Source organism: Ensifer adhaerens (assembly GCF_000697965.2).
In the GTDB taxonomy this organism is placed as follows: Bacteria; Pseudomonadota; Alphaproteobacteria; order Rhizobiales; family Rhizobiaceae; genus Ensifer; species Ensifer adhaerens.
The window spans coordinates 408,894-422,499 of record NZ_CP015881.1; the positions used below are offsets into that span (position 1 = coordinate 408,894).

A 13,606-nucleotide genomic window follows, 5' to 3' on the forward strand; every position below is an offset into this window, starting at 1 on the left:
ACAAGTGCGGATCCTGTCATGGCTGCTGTCGGTCTCAACATCTCCACCGCCCACTACGGCGAGAGCCAGTCGTCCTTCCTGTCCGCTCGGCTGGTCGCCGAACGCCTTGGCGTGACGCTTGCCGAACTCGCGAAGCTGATCGGTGTCGCGCGCAACACGCTGACGGCGAAGTCCAGTGCCCGAAAGGTCGATGCGGCCTTGAGCAGCGTCGTCCGTATCCTTGCCATAGCCGGCGAAATGGCGGGCGACGATAGCCGCGCCGTCATCTGGTTCAAGCACCAGCCGATCCCCGGCTGGGCCGGCAAGACCGCCTATGATCTCGTCGGCGAGGGCAAGGCCGACAAGGTGCTCGCCTATCTCGAAGCCGTGCGTTCCGGTGTCTACGCCTGATGGCGGTTGGTGAGCCGGTGCGCCTCTGGCGCGCTTATGTGCCGCGCTGGGCGCATGCGCCGCTCTCGGGCGAAGGGGCAGGGCGGTACGGTGGGAGGTGGAATCCCGTTGGAACGCCGACGATTTACGCCGCCCGCGAGCTCTCGACCGCCTGGGCCGAATACAATCAGGGTTTCGTCCAACACCCGGCGCTGATCGCCCAGCTTGAACTCCGCTTTGCCCGTCTTGCCGATCTGACGGCGCCGGAGATCCTTTCCGACCTTGGTCTCACCGAAGAAATCCACCGATGCGAATGGCGCGATGCGCTCGATCGTGGTCTGGTGCCGGAGACGCACCAGCTGCAACTGGCGTTGAGCGACCGAGGCTTCGATGGCCTGATCTATCCGTCCTTCATGTCGCCCGGCGGCACCTGCGTCGCGCTGTGGCACTGGAACGCGGGCGAGGGTTCCGAACTGAAGGTTATCGATCCCGAAGGGCGCCTGCCGAAAACGCCGGCGTCCTGGCTCTGAAGTTGAGCCGTTTGCGTGGCGATGAGGCTGCCTCAGATCACCTTGCCCGGATTGAGGATGCCGTTCGGGTCGAGCGCCCGTTTGATCCGGTGCATGAGTTCGAGTTCGGCCGGGCTGCGCGAATGGTCGAGGAAATCCCGCTTCAGCGTGCCGATGCCATGTTCGGCCGAGATCGAGCCTTTGTAGCGCCGCACGATTTCGTAGACGATGCCGTCGACGATATGCGGCGTGTCCGCGTCGCTGTCAGGCTCCGAAAAGGCGATATGCAGGTTGCTGTCGGCGACGTGGCCGAAGAAAGAGACATGGGCGGCCGGGAACCGTTGAGATAGAGCCGCACCACATTCCGCGGCGAAGCGGCCGATATCGCCGATCGGCAGGCTGACGTCGAGGTTGACGAGCGCCGGCAGCTGGCTGTCCATCGCGTGGCCTTCGCGCACGCTCCAGAACGAACGGCTTTCCTTCTCCGACTGGGCGATCAGCGCATCGGCAATGATCCCATCTTCAAGCGCCTCACCGAGAAAGGCCTCGAAGCCGTCACGCTCGCTGGCATCACCGAGCAGATCCTGCTCGACGATCACCGCGAAGGGCGGGATTTCATCGAAGAACTTCAGCTTCTCCGCCTCGGCGTTGAAGCGGAAGTAGTTTTCCCACATCGCCTCGAAGGCCGAGAGGCCGGGCAGGCGGCGTTGGCAGCGCGTGAGGAAGGCGACCAGATCGTCGTAGCTTTCGAGAGCGCAGAGCGCCGTCAGCCGGCCGGCGGGCAAGGGCCGCAGGCGCAGGACCGCGCGGGTGATCACGCCGAGCGTTCCTTCGGAGCCGATGAAGAATTGCCGGAGGTCGTAGCCGGTGTTGTTCTTGATCATCTTGTTGAGCGACGAGATGATCGTGCCGTCGGCGAGCACCGCTTCGAGACCGAGCACGTTGTCGCGGGTCACGCCGTAGCGAAGCACCCGGATGCCGCCGGCATTGGTGGCGAGGTTGCCGCCGATCTGGCAGGAACCACGGGCGCCGAGATCGATTGGCAGCAGGAAACCGGCGTCTTCGGCGGCGCGTTGCGCCACTTCGAGCGGCGTTCCGGCCCGCACAGTCATGGTGCCTGCCTGTGGGTCGATCTCTTCGATGCCGGTGTAACGCTCGAGCGAGATCACCACCGCGTCCTTGCCGGCATTGGCGCCGCCAGCAAGTCCGGTCAGGCCGCCCTGGACGACGACCGTTTGGCCGTTCTCGTTGCAGAGCCGGAGGGCCGTGGCGATCTCGCCACTGCTTGTCGGGCGGATCACGGCTTTGGGCAGCTCCCGGCCGGTCAGGCTGGCGTCGCTCCGGTGGCGTTCGCCGATTTGCGTGCCGGTGAGCACGATGTCGCCGAGGGCTTGTTTCAGGTCGTCGACGATGGTCATGCGCTTCTCCTGGTTCCGCAGCCATTGTCGGCAGCGGGTATCCTTGCTTAGCGCATCGCGAAGCAAACCGATATCCGCACGGCGACTCTCAGCCCGTCGTTGTCGGCGCGCTTGCACGCTAGGCATGACGAGACGGGTGAAACTGGGCTAGGAGCGCGACCGGTCAGCTGCCGGTGCGTGCCAGTTCAAACGGTTCGGCGGTCTCCACTTCGGCCGGCGGCTCCGGCGTTGCGGCCGCATTCGCCTGCTCCTCCCTGAACAGTTTCCACTTTGTCGGTCGGAAGGCGATGCGGCTGTGGTCGCCGGCAGCGGCGCGTTCGGGCGAGAGTTCGATCTCGACATGCGGATGGTTGCGGCCAAGGTCAAGTTCGAGATGACGGGTGCCGGCGACGCGGCGGCTGGCGGCAACGAGGCCGGCAAGGCAACCGCCGCAGCCGTCGATCAGTTCGATGTCGTGCGGGCGGAAGTGCAGTTTCGCGGGGCCGTCGGGCTCGGACGGGGCGCGCAGCCCGATCGGCCGATCCTCGAACCAGATCTCGCCGTTCTGCAGCGTAACATTGAGGCAGTTCGACTGGCCGATGAAGCCGTAGACGAAGGGCGAGACCGGATGGTCGTAGATCTCGTCGGGGGTGCCGACCTGTTCGATCACGCCCTTGCTCATGACGACGACGCGGTCGGCGAGCTCCAGCGCCTCGTCCTGGTCATGGGTGACGAAGATCGTCGTGTGGCCGGTGCGGTCGTGAATGTCGCGCAGCCACTTGCGCAGTTCTTTTCGGACCTGCGCGTCGAGCGCGCCGAAGGGCTCGTCGAGCAGAAGCACGTTCGGTTCCACCGCCATGGCGCGGGCGAGCGCCACACGCTGGCGCTGGCCACCCGAGAGCTGCGCCGGATAGCGCTTGTCGAGGCCGGAGAGCTGGACGAGGTCGAGAAGGTCGAGGGCGCGCTTGCGGATCTCGGCCGACGGCGGGCGGCGATTGGAGGGCCGCACCTTGAGGCCGAAGGCGACGTTGTCGAGCACGGTCATGTGGCGGAACAAGGCATAGTGCTGGAAGACGAAGCCGATGTTGCGCTCCTGCACGGTCTTTTGCGAGGCATCCTCGTCGCCGAAGAAGATCGTGCCTTCGGTCGGGCTTTCGAGCCCGGCAACGAGACGCAGAAGCGTCGTCTTGCCGGAGCCGGAGGGGCCGAGCAGCGCGATCAGCTCGCCGGAGCGGATGTCGAGCGAGACGTCGTCGAGCGCCGGGAAGCGGCCGAATTCCTTGCGGATGTTGTGAACGCGCACGTCCATGACAATACCTTTCGAATGCCGGCTTTCCCGGTCAGTGCCTGCGGCTGGCGGCGATCTCGGCGCTGTAGCGGATCTCCAGCGCCGTCTTCAAAATCAGGGTGATCAGCGCCAGCAGCGCCAGCAACGCCGCCACCGCGAAAGCGGCGACGAAGTTGTATTCATTATAGAGGATTTCGACCTGCAACGGCATGGTGTTGGTCTCGCCGCGGATATGGCCGGACACCACCGAGACGGCGCCGAACTCGCCCATGGCGCGGGCGTTGCACAAAAGCACGCCGTAAAGCAGCCCCCATTTGATGTTGGGCAGCGTCACATGCCAGAAGGTCTGCCAGCCCGATGCCCCGAGAGACAAGGCTGCCTCCTCGTCGCTACTGCCCTGTTCCTGCATCAACGGGATCAGCTCGCGGGCGACGAAGGGGAAGGTGACGAAGACGGTGGCGAGCACCAGGCCCGGCACGGCAAAGAGGATCTGGATGCCGTGGCTCTGCAGCCAGGGACCAAGGACACTGTGCGAGCCGAACAGAAGCACGAAGACGAGGCCGGAGATCACCGGCGAGACCGAGAACGGCAGGTCGATCAGCGTCGTCAGGAAGGCCTTGCCCTTGAACTCGAACTTGGCGATCGCCCAGGCGGCGGCCACGCCGAAGACGAGGTTGAGCGGCACGGCGATGGCGGCGACGATCAGCGTCAGGCGGATGGCGGAAAAGGTTTCGGCATCGCCAAGGGCCAGCACGAATTCCGTCACGCCCTTGCGCAGCGCCTCGGTAAAGACGGCGGCGAGCGGCAAAAGCAAAAACAGTGCGACGAAGGCGAGCGCCGTGATCGTCAGCGTCAGCCGGGCAAAGCGGCTTTCGGAGGTGGCAGCGGCCAGTTCCGGCAGGGCGGCGCGAGGGCCGGAGGCCGGACTGAGACCGGGACTGGGTGCTGAGGCGGCGGTCAGGTCATGCGACATAGACATATCTCCGCCGGCTCCAGGCCTGGATCGAGTTGATGAGGAGCAGCATGGCAAACGAGATCGCCAGCATGACAGCGGCAATCGCTGTCGCAGCCGCATAGTTGAACTCTTCGAGCCGGATGACGATCAGCAGCGGGGCGATCTCGGAGACGTAAGGCAGGTTGCCGGCGATGAAGATCACCGAGCCGTATTCGCCGACACCACGGGCAAAGGCGAGCGCAAAGCCGGTGAGGCCGGCTGGCAAGAGCCCCGGCAAAAGCACCCGGCTGATCGTCTGGAAGCGGCTGGCGCCAAGGGTGGCTGCAGCTTCCTCCACTTCCTTGTCGATCTCCTCCATGATCGGCTGCACGGTCCTGACCACAAAGGGCAGGCCGACGAAGATCAGGGCGATGACGATGCCGGCCGGAGTGAAGGCGATCTTGAGGCCAAGCGGCTCCAGGAACTGGCCGATCCAGCCGTTCGGGGCATAGAGCGTCGTCAGCGCAATGCCGGCAACCGCGGTCGGCAGCGCAAAGGGCAGGTCGACCATGGCGTCGATCACCCGCTTGCCGGGGAACCGGTAGCGCACCAATACCCAGGCGAGGATGACGCCGAAGACGAGATTGATAACGGCGGCGATAAAGGCCGTGCCGAAGGAGATCTTCAAGGCATTGAGCGTGCGCGGATCAAGCGCCAGCGCCACGAACTGCGCCCAGCCGAGCCCGCTGGCGCGAAACACCAGACCCGACAGCGGGATCAACACGATCAGAACCAGCCAGCTCAGCGTGATCCCGAGCGACAATCCAAATCCAGGCAAAACACTCGGCTGGCGAAATCGCCAGGGTGCAGTCTTCGTCGCATCCGTCAATGGCACTACCTTTGCAGTCTTTACGCGGCACGATGAAACGCGCTTCGCTCGAGGGCTCGGCCCGGCGCGACGCGAAGCAGCGCGCGCAGCCGGGCTCGCCGGCTGCGCGCGCTGTTCAGGTTTTATTGGCCCGGCTTGTAGAGCGTGTCGAAGACACCGCCGTCGCCGAAGAATTTCGGCTGGGCTTCTTTCCAGCCGCCGAAGTCTTCGATGGTGACGAGCTTCAGTTCGCCGAACCGCTTGATATCGGCCGGGTCTGCCGCTGCCGGCTTGAACGGCCGGTAGTAGTGCTTGGCCGCGATCTTCTGGCCGGCATCGCTGTAGAGGTAGCCGAGATAGGCTTCCGCCACCTTGCGTGTACCCTTGGTGTCGACGTTGCCGTCGACGAGCGCTACGGGCGGCTCCGCCTTGATCGAGATCGACGGCGTGACGATCTCGAACTTGTCGGGGCCGAGTTCCTCGAGCGACAGGTAGGCTTCGTTTTCCCAGGCGAGCAGCACGTCGCCGAGGCCGCGCTGCACGAAGGTCGTCGTAGCGCCACGCGCGCCGGTATCGAGCACCGGCACGTGCTTGAAGAGCTCGGTCACATATTCCTGCGCCTTGGCGTCGTCACCGCCATTGGCGGAGCGGCCATAGGCCCAGGCAGCGAGGAAGTTCCAGCGCGCGCCGCCCGAGGTCTTCGGGTTTGGCGTGATCACCTGGATATCGGGCTTGACCAGATCGCCCCAGTCCTTGATGCCCTTGGGGTTGCCCTTGCGCACCAGGAACACGATCGTCGACGTGTAGGGCGCGCTGTTGTTTTCGAACTTCGTCTTCCAGTCTGCCGGGATCTTGCCGGTTTCCTTGGCGATCGCGTCGATGTCCGCTTCGAGCGCCAGCGTCACGACGTCGGCCTGCAGGCCGTCGATGACCGAGCGGGCCTGCTTGCCCGAACCGCCGTGCGACGTCTGGATCGTCACGGTCTCACCGGTGTCCGCCTTCCACTTCTCGGCAAAGGCAGCATTGAAGTCCTTGTAGAGTTCTCGTGTCGGATCATAAGACACGTTCAGGATCGTCGTGTCGGCAAACGCAACACTTGCAGCTCCCAGCTGCAGGCCTCCGAGCACGATTGCCAGTCCCACCATTCCGGTAATTCGTCCAAAGACCATTTCGACCTCCATTGGTTACCAGATAAAACTATCAATTTTGTCGACTGCTACAACGTAAACCGATGACGCCAGAAGCAGCTATGGGGAAATGTCCTATCGTTTTGTCGGGCTTTTCGGGAACGGTTTGCCTGCAACCGCCTCCGCGACCGCGCCAAACCAACGACAGAATACATGGAGAGCGCGAAGCGGCTGTCCAGAAAAAATGCGCGGCGGCGGAAATATTTGGCGCGCATCTGCGAGGAGGCGACGACGGCCGTGCTCGGCCGGCTGAACGCCGAAGACTTCCTCGGTTACTGGTCGGCGGTTGCCGGGGACGAAGCGGCCTGCTCTCGCGACCGCGGCTATGCGGACGGGCTGGTCGTGGCGGAAAAGGTGGTGTTTTCGAGGATGCTGACCGAAGCTCCCTGGGAGCGCACGCGGATCGCGAATGGATCGGTGATGGACGTCGTTTCAGACCTCAAGGCGTCCGGCGAAGGTGACATTCTCGTCAACAGCAGCGCCAGCCTCATCAAGTCGCTCCTTTCGGCCGACATGATCGACAGGCCCTATCTGCTGATCTGCCTGGAGATTGCAGGAGGTGGCGCGCGGCTCTTCGAGGACGGCCTGCCGGGCACGACGTGGCGCGTTGCGCACCAGGAGACGGGTGAGCGGGGCAAGATCGCGCTCGTTTATGACCGGGTCCGCTGAGCGCGGAGCGTCAAGAGTGGCGGCGCGGCAAACGCGCCGCTCAACTATGGCGACCGGCTAAAGCACGTGGCCGCGCGCCACTACCGGCCAGATATCCTTCAGCCTGTCGCCTTCGACGATATGGACGGCGTCGAACATGTTGGTCACGACGCAGGCGTGGTTCGGCACGATCCTCAGCTGCTCGCCGACCTTGAGCCCGATTGGCCCGTCGGTGACGAGGCGGCCGTGTTCCTCAGAGAGCTGGTCGATGCGGATGTCGTCGCGGCCGAGCACGTGGCCGTAGCCGGTGAGGCCGAGTAGATCCGAGGTCAGCACCTTGCTGCCGGCATCGATGATGGCGCGGTTCTCGGAGGGGACCGAGACGACGGTCGCAAGCACCGTCAGCGCGCACTCGTCCCAGCCGGCGACGCCGCGCGAAACCAGCGAGCGGTCGTTGTAGATATAGGTTCCGGGGCGGTATTCGCTGGCAACAGGCGCGCCGTCGGCATGCATCATGCTCGGCGTGCCGCCTGAGGTGATGGCGGGGACAGTGATGCCGTCGGCCTCGATCAACTGCTTCGCCTCGCTCATGAAGGCCTGGACCTTCGCCTGGCCGTTGACGGGCGGATAGGTCATCAGGCCGCCGAACACGAGCCCCTTTGCCTCTTCGATCCGGCGGGCGAGCTTGGCGGCCTCTGCCGGGGAGCCGACACCGCAGCGATCGGCGCCGGTGTTGCATTCGACAAGCACGTGCAGCGGCTTGTCCTTGTCGGCGAAATAGCCGGCGAGCCCGTCGATGACCGTTTCGCTGTCGGCGACGACCGAGAGCGAAACGCGGTCATTGAGCCGCTCCAGCCGCGCCATCTTGGCGTCGCCGAGAATGTTGTAGGTGATCAGCACGTCCTTGATCCGGTCGCTGCCCGCAACCATTGCCTCCGCCTCGGTGACCTTCTGGCAGGTGATGCCGATGGCGCCGGCTTGAAGTTGAAGCTCGGCCATCTGCGGCAGCTTGTGCGTCTTGATGTGGGGGCGCACGCGAATGCCGTGCTCATCCGCATAGGCCTGAAAGCGCTCGATGTTGCGCTTGGCAATTTCAAGATCGACGAGAACGGCCGGGGTTTCGATCGGCAGGGGCATCGCGACTCAACTCCTCTTGGGCGGCGCAGGATCGGGGCGAAACTACCTCAACTGCCCTTGACAAGATATGACCGCGGGCCTTTGATACGTCAATCCATTATTCAAGATTATGATGCATAGTAATAGAATAATGGTGGGGAGGCTAAAAAAGGGAGGAATGAAATGAGCAAGACCGTTTTTGCAGCGGCTGCCGTCGCAGTCATGGCTATGGCCGGCTCGGCCTTGGCCCAGGAGCCGGCGAGCAAGCTGGACGAAGTTATCGCCCGCGGCCATCTGGTCATGGGCACCGGCAGCACCAATGCGCCGTGGCATTTCAAGAGCGCCGACGACAAGCTGCAGGGCTTCGATGTCGACATGGGGCGCATCATCGCCAAGGCCCTCTTCGGCGATCCGGAGAAGATCGAGTTCGTCAACCAGTCGTCCGACGCCCGCATTCCGAACATCACCACGAACAAGGTGGACATCACCTGCCAGTTCATGACGGTGACCGGTGAGCGCGCGCAGCAGATCGCCTTCACCATTCCCTACTATCGCGAGGGCGTGGGCCTGATGCTGAAGGCCGACGGCAAATATGCTGACTACGCTGCGCTCAAGGCCGGCGGCTCGTCCGTCACCGTATCCGTCCTGCAAAACGTCTATGCCGAGGCCATGGTGCATGCCGCCTTGCCGGAAGCGACGGTCGACCAGTACGAGTCCGTCGACCTTATCTATCAGGCGCTGGAATCCGGTCGTGCCGACACGGTCGCCACCGACCAGTCGTCGCTCGCCTGGTACATGACGCAGAACCCCAACCGCTATAAGGATGCCGGCTACGGCTGGAACCCGCAGACCTATGCCTGCGGCGTCAAGCGCGGCGACCAGGACTGGCTGAACTTCGTCAACACCGCACTGCACGAGGCGATGACCGGCGTCGAGTTCGATTTCTATGCGAAGTCGTTCAAGTCCTGGTTCGGCAAGGACCTTGCTCCGCCGCAGATCGGATTCCCGGTCGAGTACAAGTAAGCCTCTCCGGGGCGATCCCGCCGCCTGCGGGGTCGTCCTGCGTCCTTCGGCATGGGTGGCTGAAACATGGGCTATACTCTGAATTTTGCCGCCGTCTGGCGCTCTTTCGATCTTCTGCTCGAAGGGCTGGCGCTCAGTCTCGGCCTCGCCTTCGCGGCAATCCTTGTGGGTTGCCTGATCGGTCTCGTCACCGCTTTCGGGCTGGTGTCGAAAAACCTGTTCCTGCGCAAGCCGGCCGGTCTCTATGTGACCGTCATCCGCAACACGCCGATCCTGGTGCTGGTACTGTTCAGCTACTTCGCCTTGCCGCAGCTCGGCGTCAGGCTCGGCAAGATCGAGAGCTTCGTGCTGACGCTGGCGATCTATTCCGGCGCCTATCTCGCCGAAGTCTTCCGCGGTGGGCTGCTTTCAGTTCCGCCGGGGCAGCGCGAGGCGGGGCTGGCGATCGGGCTCACGGAAATGCAGATACGCACCTCGATCATCCTTCCCTTGATGCTGCGCAACGTCCTGCCATCCTTGAGCAGCACGATGATCTCGCTGTTCAAGGACACTTCGCTTGCAGCCGCGATCGCAGTACCCGAACTGACCTTCGAGGCGCGCAAGATCAATGTCGAGACCTTTCGGGTGATCGAAACTTGGATCGTTGCGAGCTGCCTCTATGTCGCCACCTGCTCGGTATTGGCCGCCTTGATGCGCGCGGTCGAGCGCCGTCTCTCCGTGCCGAGGTGATCGCCATGGATTTTCCAGCATTTCTCGACCAGCTCTGGCTCGCCCGCATTCCCTTGCTGAAGGGGCTTGGTGTCTCGATCTCGATCTCCTTCCTGTCGATCGTCGTCGGAACGGTGCTCGGCGTCTTCGTCGGCCTGGCGCTCACCTATGGCTATCGCCCGGTGCAATGGGTCGTGCGCGGCTATACGGATTTCATCCGTGGCACGCCGGTGCTGGTGCTCGTTCTGGCGAGCTACTATGTGCTTAGCACCGTCGGTATCGATCTCGGGCCCTTCCAGGCCGGCATCCTGGCGCTCTCGGTCTTCTGCAGTTCGCATGTCGGCGAGCTCGTCCGCGGCGCCCTGCAGGCGATCCCGAAGGGGCAGACGGAGGCGGCGAAAGCAATCGGCCTGACATTCTCGCAGACCTTCGTCTACGTGCTCGGGCCGCAGGCGTTGCGGCAGGCGCTGCCGGCCTGGGTCAATACGGCGGCCGAGATGGTCAAGGCCTCGACGCTTCTGTCGATCATCGGCGTCGCCGAGCTTCTGCTTCGCACCCAGGAGCAGATCTCCCGCAGCTTCATGAGCCTGGAGTTCTATTTCTTCGCCGGCTTCCTCTATTTCGTCATCAACTACAGCATCGAGCGTTTCGGCCGTTACGTCGAACGCAAGACCGCTGTCCCATCCTGAGGCTTCGGCTCCGATGACCCAGACACTGCTTGAAATCCGTGACCTCCACAAACGCTACGGCGCCGTCGAAGTGCTGAAGGGCGTCGACTGCACCATGGCACAAGGGGAGGTCATCTCCATCATCGGCTCCAGCGGCTCGGGCAAGACGACGATGCTGCGCTGTATCAACATGCTGGAGGAGTTCCAGGGCGGCTCGATCCGCATCGACGGCCAGGAGATCGGCTACGAGACCGTGGGCGGCCAACGCCGCCGCAAGAAGGAAAAGGAAATCGCCCGCCAGCGGGCGATGACCGGCATGGCCTTCCAGCAGTTCAACCTCTTCCCGCATATGACCGCGGCCAGAAACATCATGCTCGGCCTGATGAAGGTCCGCGGTATGGGACGCGATGAGGCGCGGGCGGTTGCCGAGAAATGGCTGGACCGTGTCGGGCTGCTCTCACGCATGGATCACTATCCCGGCCAGCTCTCCGGCGGCCAGCAGCAGCGCGTGGCGATCGCCCGGGCGATCGCAATGAACCCGAAGCTGATGCTGTTCGATGAAGTGACCTCGGCGCTCGATCCGGAACTCGTCAACGAGGTGCTGCAGGTGATCAAGGGGCTTGCCGAAGACGGCATGAGCATGCTGCTCGTCACCCACGAAATGCGCTTTGCCTATGAGGTCTCGACGCGCGTGATCTTCATGAACCAGGGCCGCATCGGCGAAGAGGGCAACCCGAAGCAAATGTTCGTGAAGCCGCAGACCGAGCGCCTGGCGGAGTTCCTGAAAAGCTCGTCGTTCAATTGATGTGGGGGCTATGATCGGGCCGGCCGCCGCGGCAGCGACGGTCGGCTCTTGTTCGTCGCGAAAGGCTCAGCCTTTCGCCAGCGACCGGCCGCTTTGCGGATCAAAGAGATGCAGCGCATCCGCCTCGATGCTAAAGGCGCGCTCGTCACCGGCCAGAAGCGAGCTGCGCGGTGGCAGGCAGGCGGTGATGCGCTGCTCACCGATCCGTGCCGTGGTGACAAGTTCTGGGCCTGTCAGTTCGACCACTTCGACGCGCGCCTTGAATTGCGGCCCAGTCTCGTCGCTGGAGGCCAGCCGCAGCGCTTCTGGGCGGATGCCGATCTTGACGCGCTGACCATCGGAGACCACACCGCGAAAATGGGACGGCAGGGCGATTGCCTGATCACCGCCGGCGATCGTCACCTGACCCTGAGCAACAGTCGCATCCAAGATGTTCATCGGCGGCGAGCCGACGAAGCCGGCGACATAGAGCGTGGCGGGCCGGTCGTAGATCTGTTCCGGCGTGCCCAGTTGCTCGATCCTCCCGTCGCGCATGACGGCGATACGGGTCGCAAGCGTCATCGCCTCGATCTGGTCGTGGGTGACGTAGACGACAGTCGTCTTCAGCATCTGGTGCAGGCGCTTGAGCTCGGTGCGCATTTCCATGCGCAGCTTGGCGTCGAGGTTGGAGAGCGGCTCGTCGAAGAGGAAGACCTGCGGATTGCGCACCAGTGCGCGGCCGATCGCGACGCGTTGGCGCTGGCCGCCGGAGAGCTGGCTTGGCTTGCGCTCGAGCAGGTTCTCGATTTGCAACAGCTTGGCGGTTTCTTTTACCGCCTTCTCGCGTTCGGCGACCGGAACCTTGCGCATCTCCAGGCCGAAGCCGATGTTCCGCGCAACGCTCATGTTCGGGTAGAGCGCATAGGACTGGAACACCATGGCGATGTCGCGATCCTTCGGATGCGCGCCAAGAATTGAGCGCTCGCCGATGCGGATGTCGCCGCCGCTTGGCTCCGCCAGTCCGGCGATGATGTTGAGAAGCGTGGACTTGCCGCAGCCGGATGAGCCGAGAAGGACCAGGAACTCGCCGCTTTCGAGCGCGATGTCGATGCCCTTCAGCGTCTCGACTTCGCCATAGCGCTTGTGAATGTTCTCAATCGCAAGTGCGCTCATGCGCCGGTCTCCTGAAGGTAGGACGAAAGCGGTTGGCCGTAGCTGCGCGGCAGGGTGGAGATCGCCTCGGAAGCGATGGCGACGCCGGTGCGCAGACAGGCTTCGAGCGGCATCTCGGCGGCAAGTGCCGCGAGGAAGCCTGCATTGAAGACGTCGCCGGCGCCGATCGTATCGACCACGGTGACGACGGGTGCTGGCGACGATGAAAGGCGGCCTTCCGCGTCAATGGCGATCGCGCCGTGTGGTCCGCGCTTGACGACGACGATCGCGCCTTCGGGCATATGTTTTCGGAGTTCGCGTGCCGCCTCGGCCGGGTCGGTGACACCTGTCAGCGTCGTCGTTTCGACCTCGTTGAACAGCGCGAGCCGGCAGCGCTTCATCCAGCCGATGGTCGCGGCGCAGTTCGCCTCCGTCCAGCCGTCGAGCGGCCAGCCAGTGTCGAGTGCCACCGCAATGTCGTGCGCATCGGCCCAGTCGAAGAAACGATCGTATTCGGCCGTCAATGCGTCCGTCAGGAACGAGCCGGTCAGAAGCGCGTAGCCGCCGCGCAGCTTCTTGCCGTCGAGCATCGCCCAGACTTCCTCGAAGGTGAGGAGCGGCAGATGTCCGCGCGTGGTGAAGAAGGTGCGCTCGCCGTCCGGATGGGTGATGCCGACGGAGAGCGTGGTGCCGACGCTTTCGACCGGCCAGGACACGGACCGCTCGGGAAAGGCCTGCCTCAGCCAGGTGCCGAACTGGTCGTTGCCGACATTGGCTGCGATTGCGTAGTCGACGCCGAGCGAATCCCAGGCGAGCGCGCTGTTGCCGGCGCAGCCGCCGACGCGCAACTCGTCATGGTCGACGATGATTTCGGTTCCGGCTTTCGGCCAGGGGGCCGCCGGCCCGAGGATGAGGTCGACATTGGCGTTGCCGACCACGGCAAGAGGACGCATCG

The 13,606-nt window shown here is 63.8% G+C and carries 14 protein-coding genes and 1 pseudogene; 7 read left to right on the forward strand and 8 right to left on the reverse strand.

Translation table 11 applies throughout. The features are described from left to right. Nucleotides 1-18 precede the first annotated feature (18 nt). Both FA04_RS21505 and FA04_RS21510 read left to right on the forward strand, forming a co-directional pair. Complete coding sequence (locus FA04_RS21505; RefSeq protein WP_034790287.1) at nt 19-390, forward strand: antitoxin Xre/MbcA/ParS toxin-binding domain-containing protein; 372 nt, start codon at nt 19-21, stop codon at nt 388-390. Further along, entirely contained in the window at nt 390-899 is a 510-nt protein-coding gene (locus tag FA04_RS21510) for an RES family NAD+ phosphorylase (protein WP_034789933.1), read from the forward strand. Before FA04_RS21505 ends, FA04_RS21510 begins: the two co-directional genes overlap by 1 nt. 32 nt (nt 900-931) lie before the next feature. Here the strand turns inward: FA04_RS21510 and FA04_RS21515 are convergent, their stop codons facing one another. The 5 genes from FA04_RS21515 to FA04_RS21535 all read right to left on the reverse strand — a co-directional run bounded on the left by FA04_RS21515 (nt 932) and on the right by FA04_RS21535 (nt 6,510). Then, on the reverse strand, nt 932-2,296 hold the full coding sequence (locus tag FA04_RS21515; RefSeq protein ID WP_034789931.1) for an FAD-binding oxidoreductase: 1,365 nt from the start codon (nt 2,294-2,296) through the stop codon (nt 932-934). Between the two features lie 163 nt (nt 2,297-2,459). Continuing rightward, nucleotides 2,460-3,584, reverse strand: a complete 1,125-nt coding sequence (locus tag FA04_RS21520; protein ID WP_064817026.1) for a sulfate/molybdate ABC transporter ATP-binding protein — start codon at nt 3,582-3,584, stop codon at nt 2,460-2,462. 31 nt (nt 3,585-3,615) lie between these two features. Beyond that, the gene (gene cysW, locus FA04_RS21525; protein WP_112773461.1) at nt 3,616-4,536 is read right to left on the reverse strand and encodes a sulfate ABC transporter permease subunit CysW; all 921 of its coding nucleotides are present in this window, start codon (nt 4,534-4,536) and stop codon (nt 3,616-3,618) included. After that, nucleotides 4,526-5,386 (reverse strand): sulfate ABC transporter permease subunit CysT, encoded by an 861-nt coding sequence (cysT, locus tag FA04_RS21530; protein WP_064817027.1) that lies wholly within the window; start codon nt 5,384-5,386, stop codon nt 4,526-4,528. Before cysT ends, cysW begins: the two co-directional genes overlap by 11 nt. A gap of 122 nt (nt 5,387-5,508) precedes the next feature. After that, nucleotides 5,509-6,510, reverse strand: coding sequence for a sulfate ABC transporter substrate-binding protein (locus FA04_RS21535; protein ID WP_370689622.1), 1,002 nt, complete (start codon nt 6,508-6,510; stop codon nt 5,509-5,511). Between the two features lie 237 nt (nt 6,511-6,747). On the opposite strand from FA04_RS21535, the pseudogene FA04_RS21540 reads away from it, so the two are divergent. Then, nucleotides 6,748-7,221, forward strand: a pseudogene (locus tag FA04_RS21540) (dihydrofolate reductase family protein); the annotation flags it as partial. Between the two features lie 57 nt (nt 7,222-7,278). Here the strand turns inward: FA04_RS21540 and FA04_RS21545 are convergent. Continuing rightward, entirely contained in the window at nt 7,279-8,337 is a 1,059-nt protein-coding gene (locus FA04_RS21545) for a D-TA family PLP-dependent enzyme (protein ID WP_034799096.1), read from the reverse strand. 162 nt (nt 8,338-8,499) lie between these two features. Between FA04_RS21545 and FA04_RS21550 the strand changes: the two genes are divergently transcribed. The 4 genes from FA04_RS21550 to FA04_RS21565 all read left to right on the forward strand — a co-directional run bounded on the left by FA04_RS21550 (nt 8,500) and on the right by FA04_RS21565 (nt 11,520). Then, entirely contained in the window at nt 8,500-9,339 is an 840-nt protein-coding gene (locus tag FA04_RS21550; RefSeq protein WP_051659481.1) for a transporter substrate-binding domain-containing protein, read from the forward strand. Between the two features lie 66 nt (nt 9,340-9,405). Further along, nucleotides 9,406-10,068: an amino acid ABC transporter permease gene (locus FA04_RS21555; RefSeq protein ID WP_034799098.1), complete on the forward strand. Its 663-nt coding sequence runs from the start codon at nt 9,406-9,408 to the stop codon at nt 10,066-10,068. 5 nt (nt 10,069-10,073) lie between these two features. After that, nucleotides 10,074-10,736, forward strand: coding sequence for an amino acid ABC transporter permease (locus FA04_RS21560; RefSeq protein WP_034799100.1), 663 nt, complete (start codon nt 10,074-10,076; stop codon nt 10,734-10,736). Between the two features lie 13 nt (nt 10,737-10,749). Then, nucleotides 10,750-11,520, forward strand: a complete 771-nt coding sequence (locus FA04_RS21565) for an amino acid ABC transporter ATP-binding protein (protein ID WP_034799101.1) — start codon at nt 10,750-10,752, stop codon at nt 11,518-11,520. A gap of 66 nt (nt 11,521-11,586) precedes the next feature. Here FA04_RS21565 and FA04_RS21570 read toward each other — a convergent pair whose 3' ends face one another. Beyond that, entirely contained in the window at nt 11,587-12,672 is a 1,086-nt protein-coding gene (locus FA04_RS21570) for an ABC transporter ATP-binding protein (protein WP_034799110.1), read from the reverse strand. Next, nucleotides 12,669-13,604, reverse strand: coding sequence for a carbohydrate kinase family protein (locus FA04_RS21575; protein ID WP_034799113.1), 936 nt, complete (start codon nt 13,602-13,604; stop codon nt 12,669-12,671). Before FA04_RS21575 ends, FA04_RS21570 begins: the two co-directional genes overlap by 4 nt. Nucleotides 13,605-13,606: the final 2 nt, after the last annotated feature.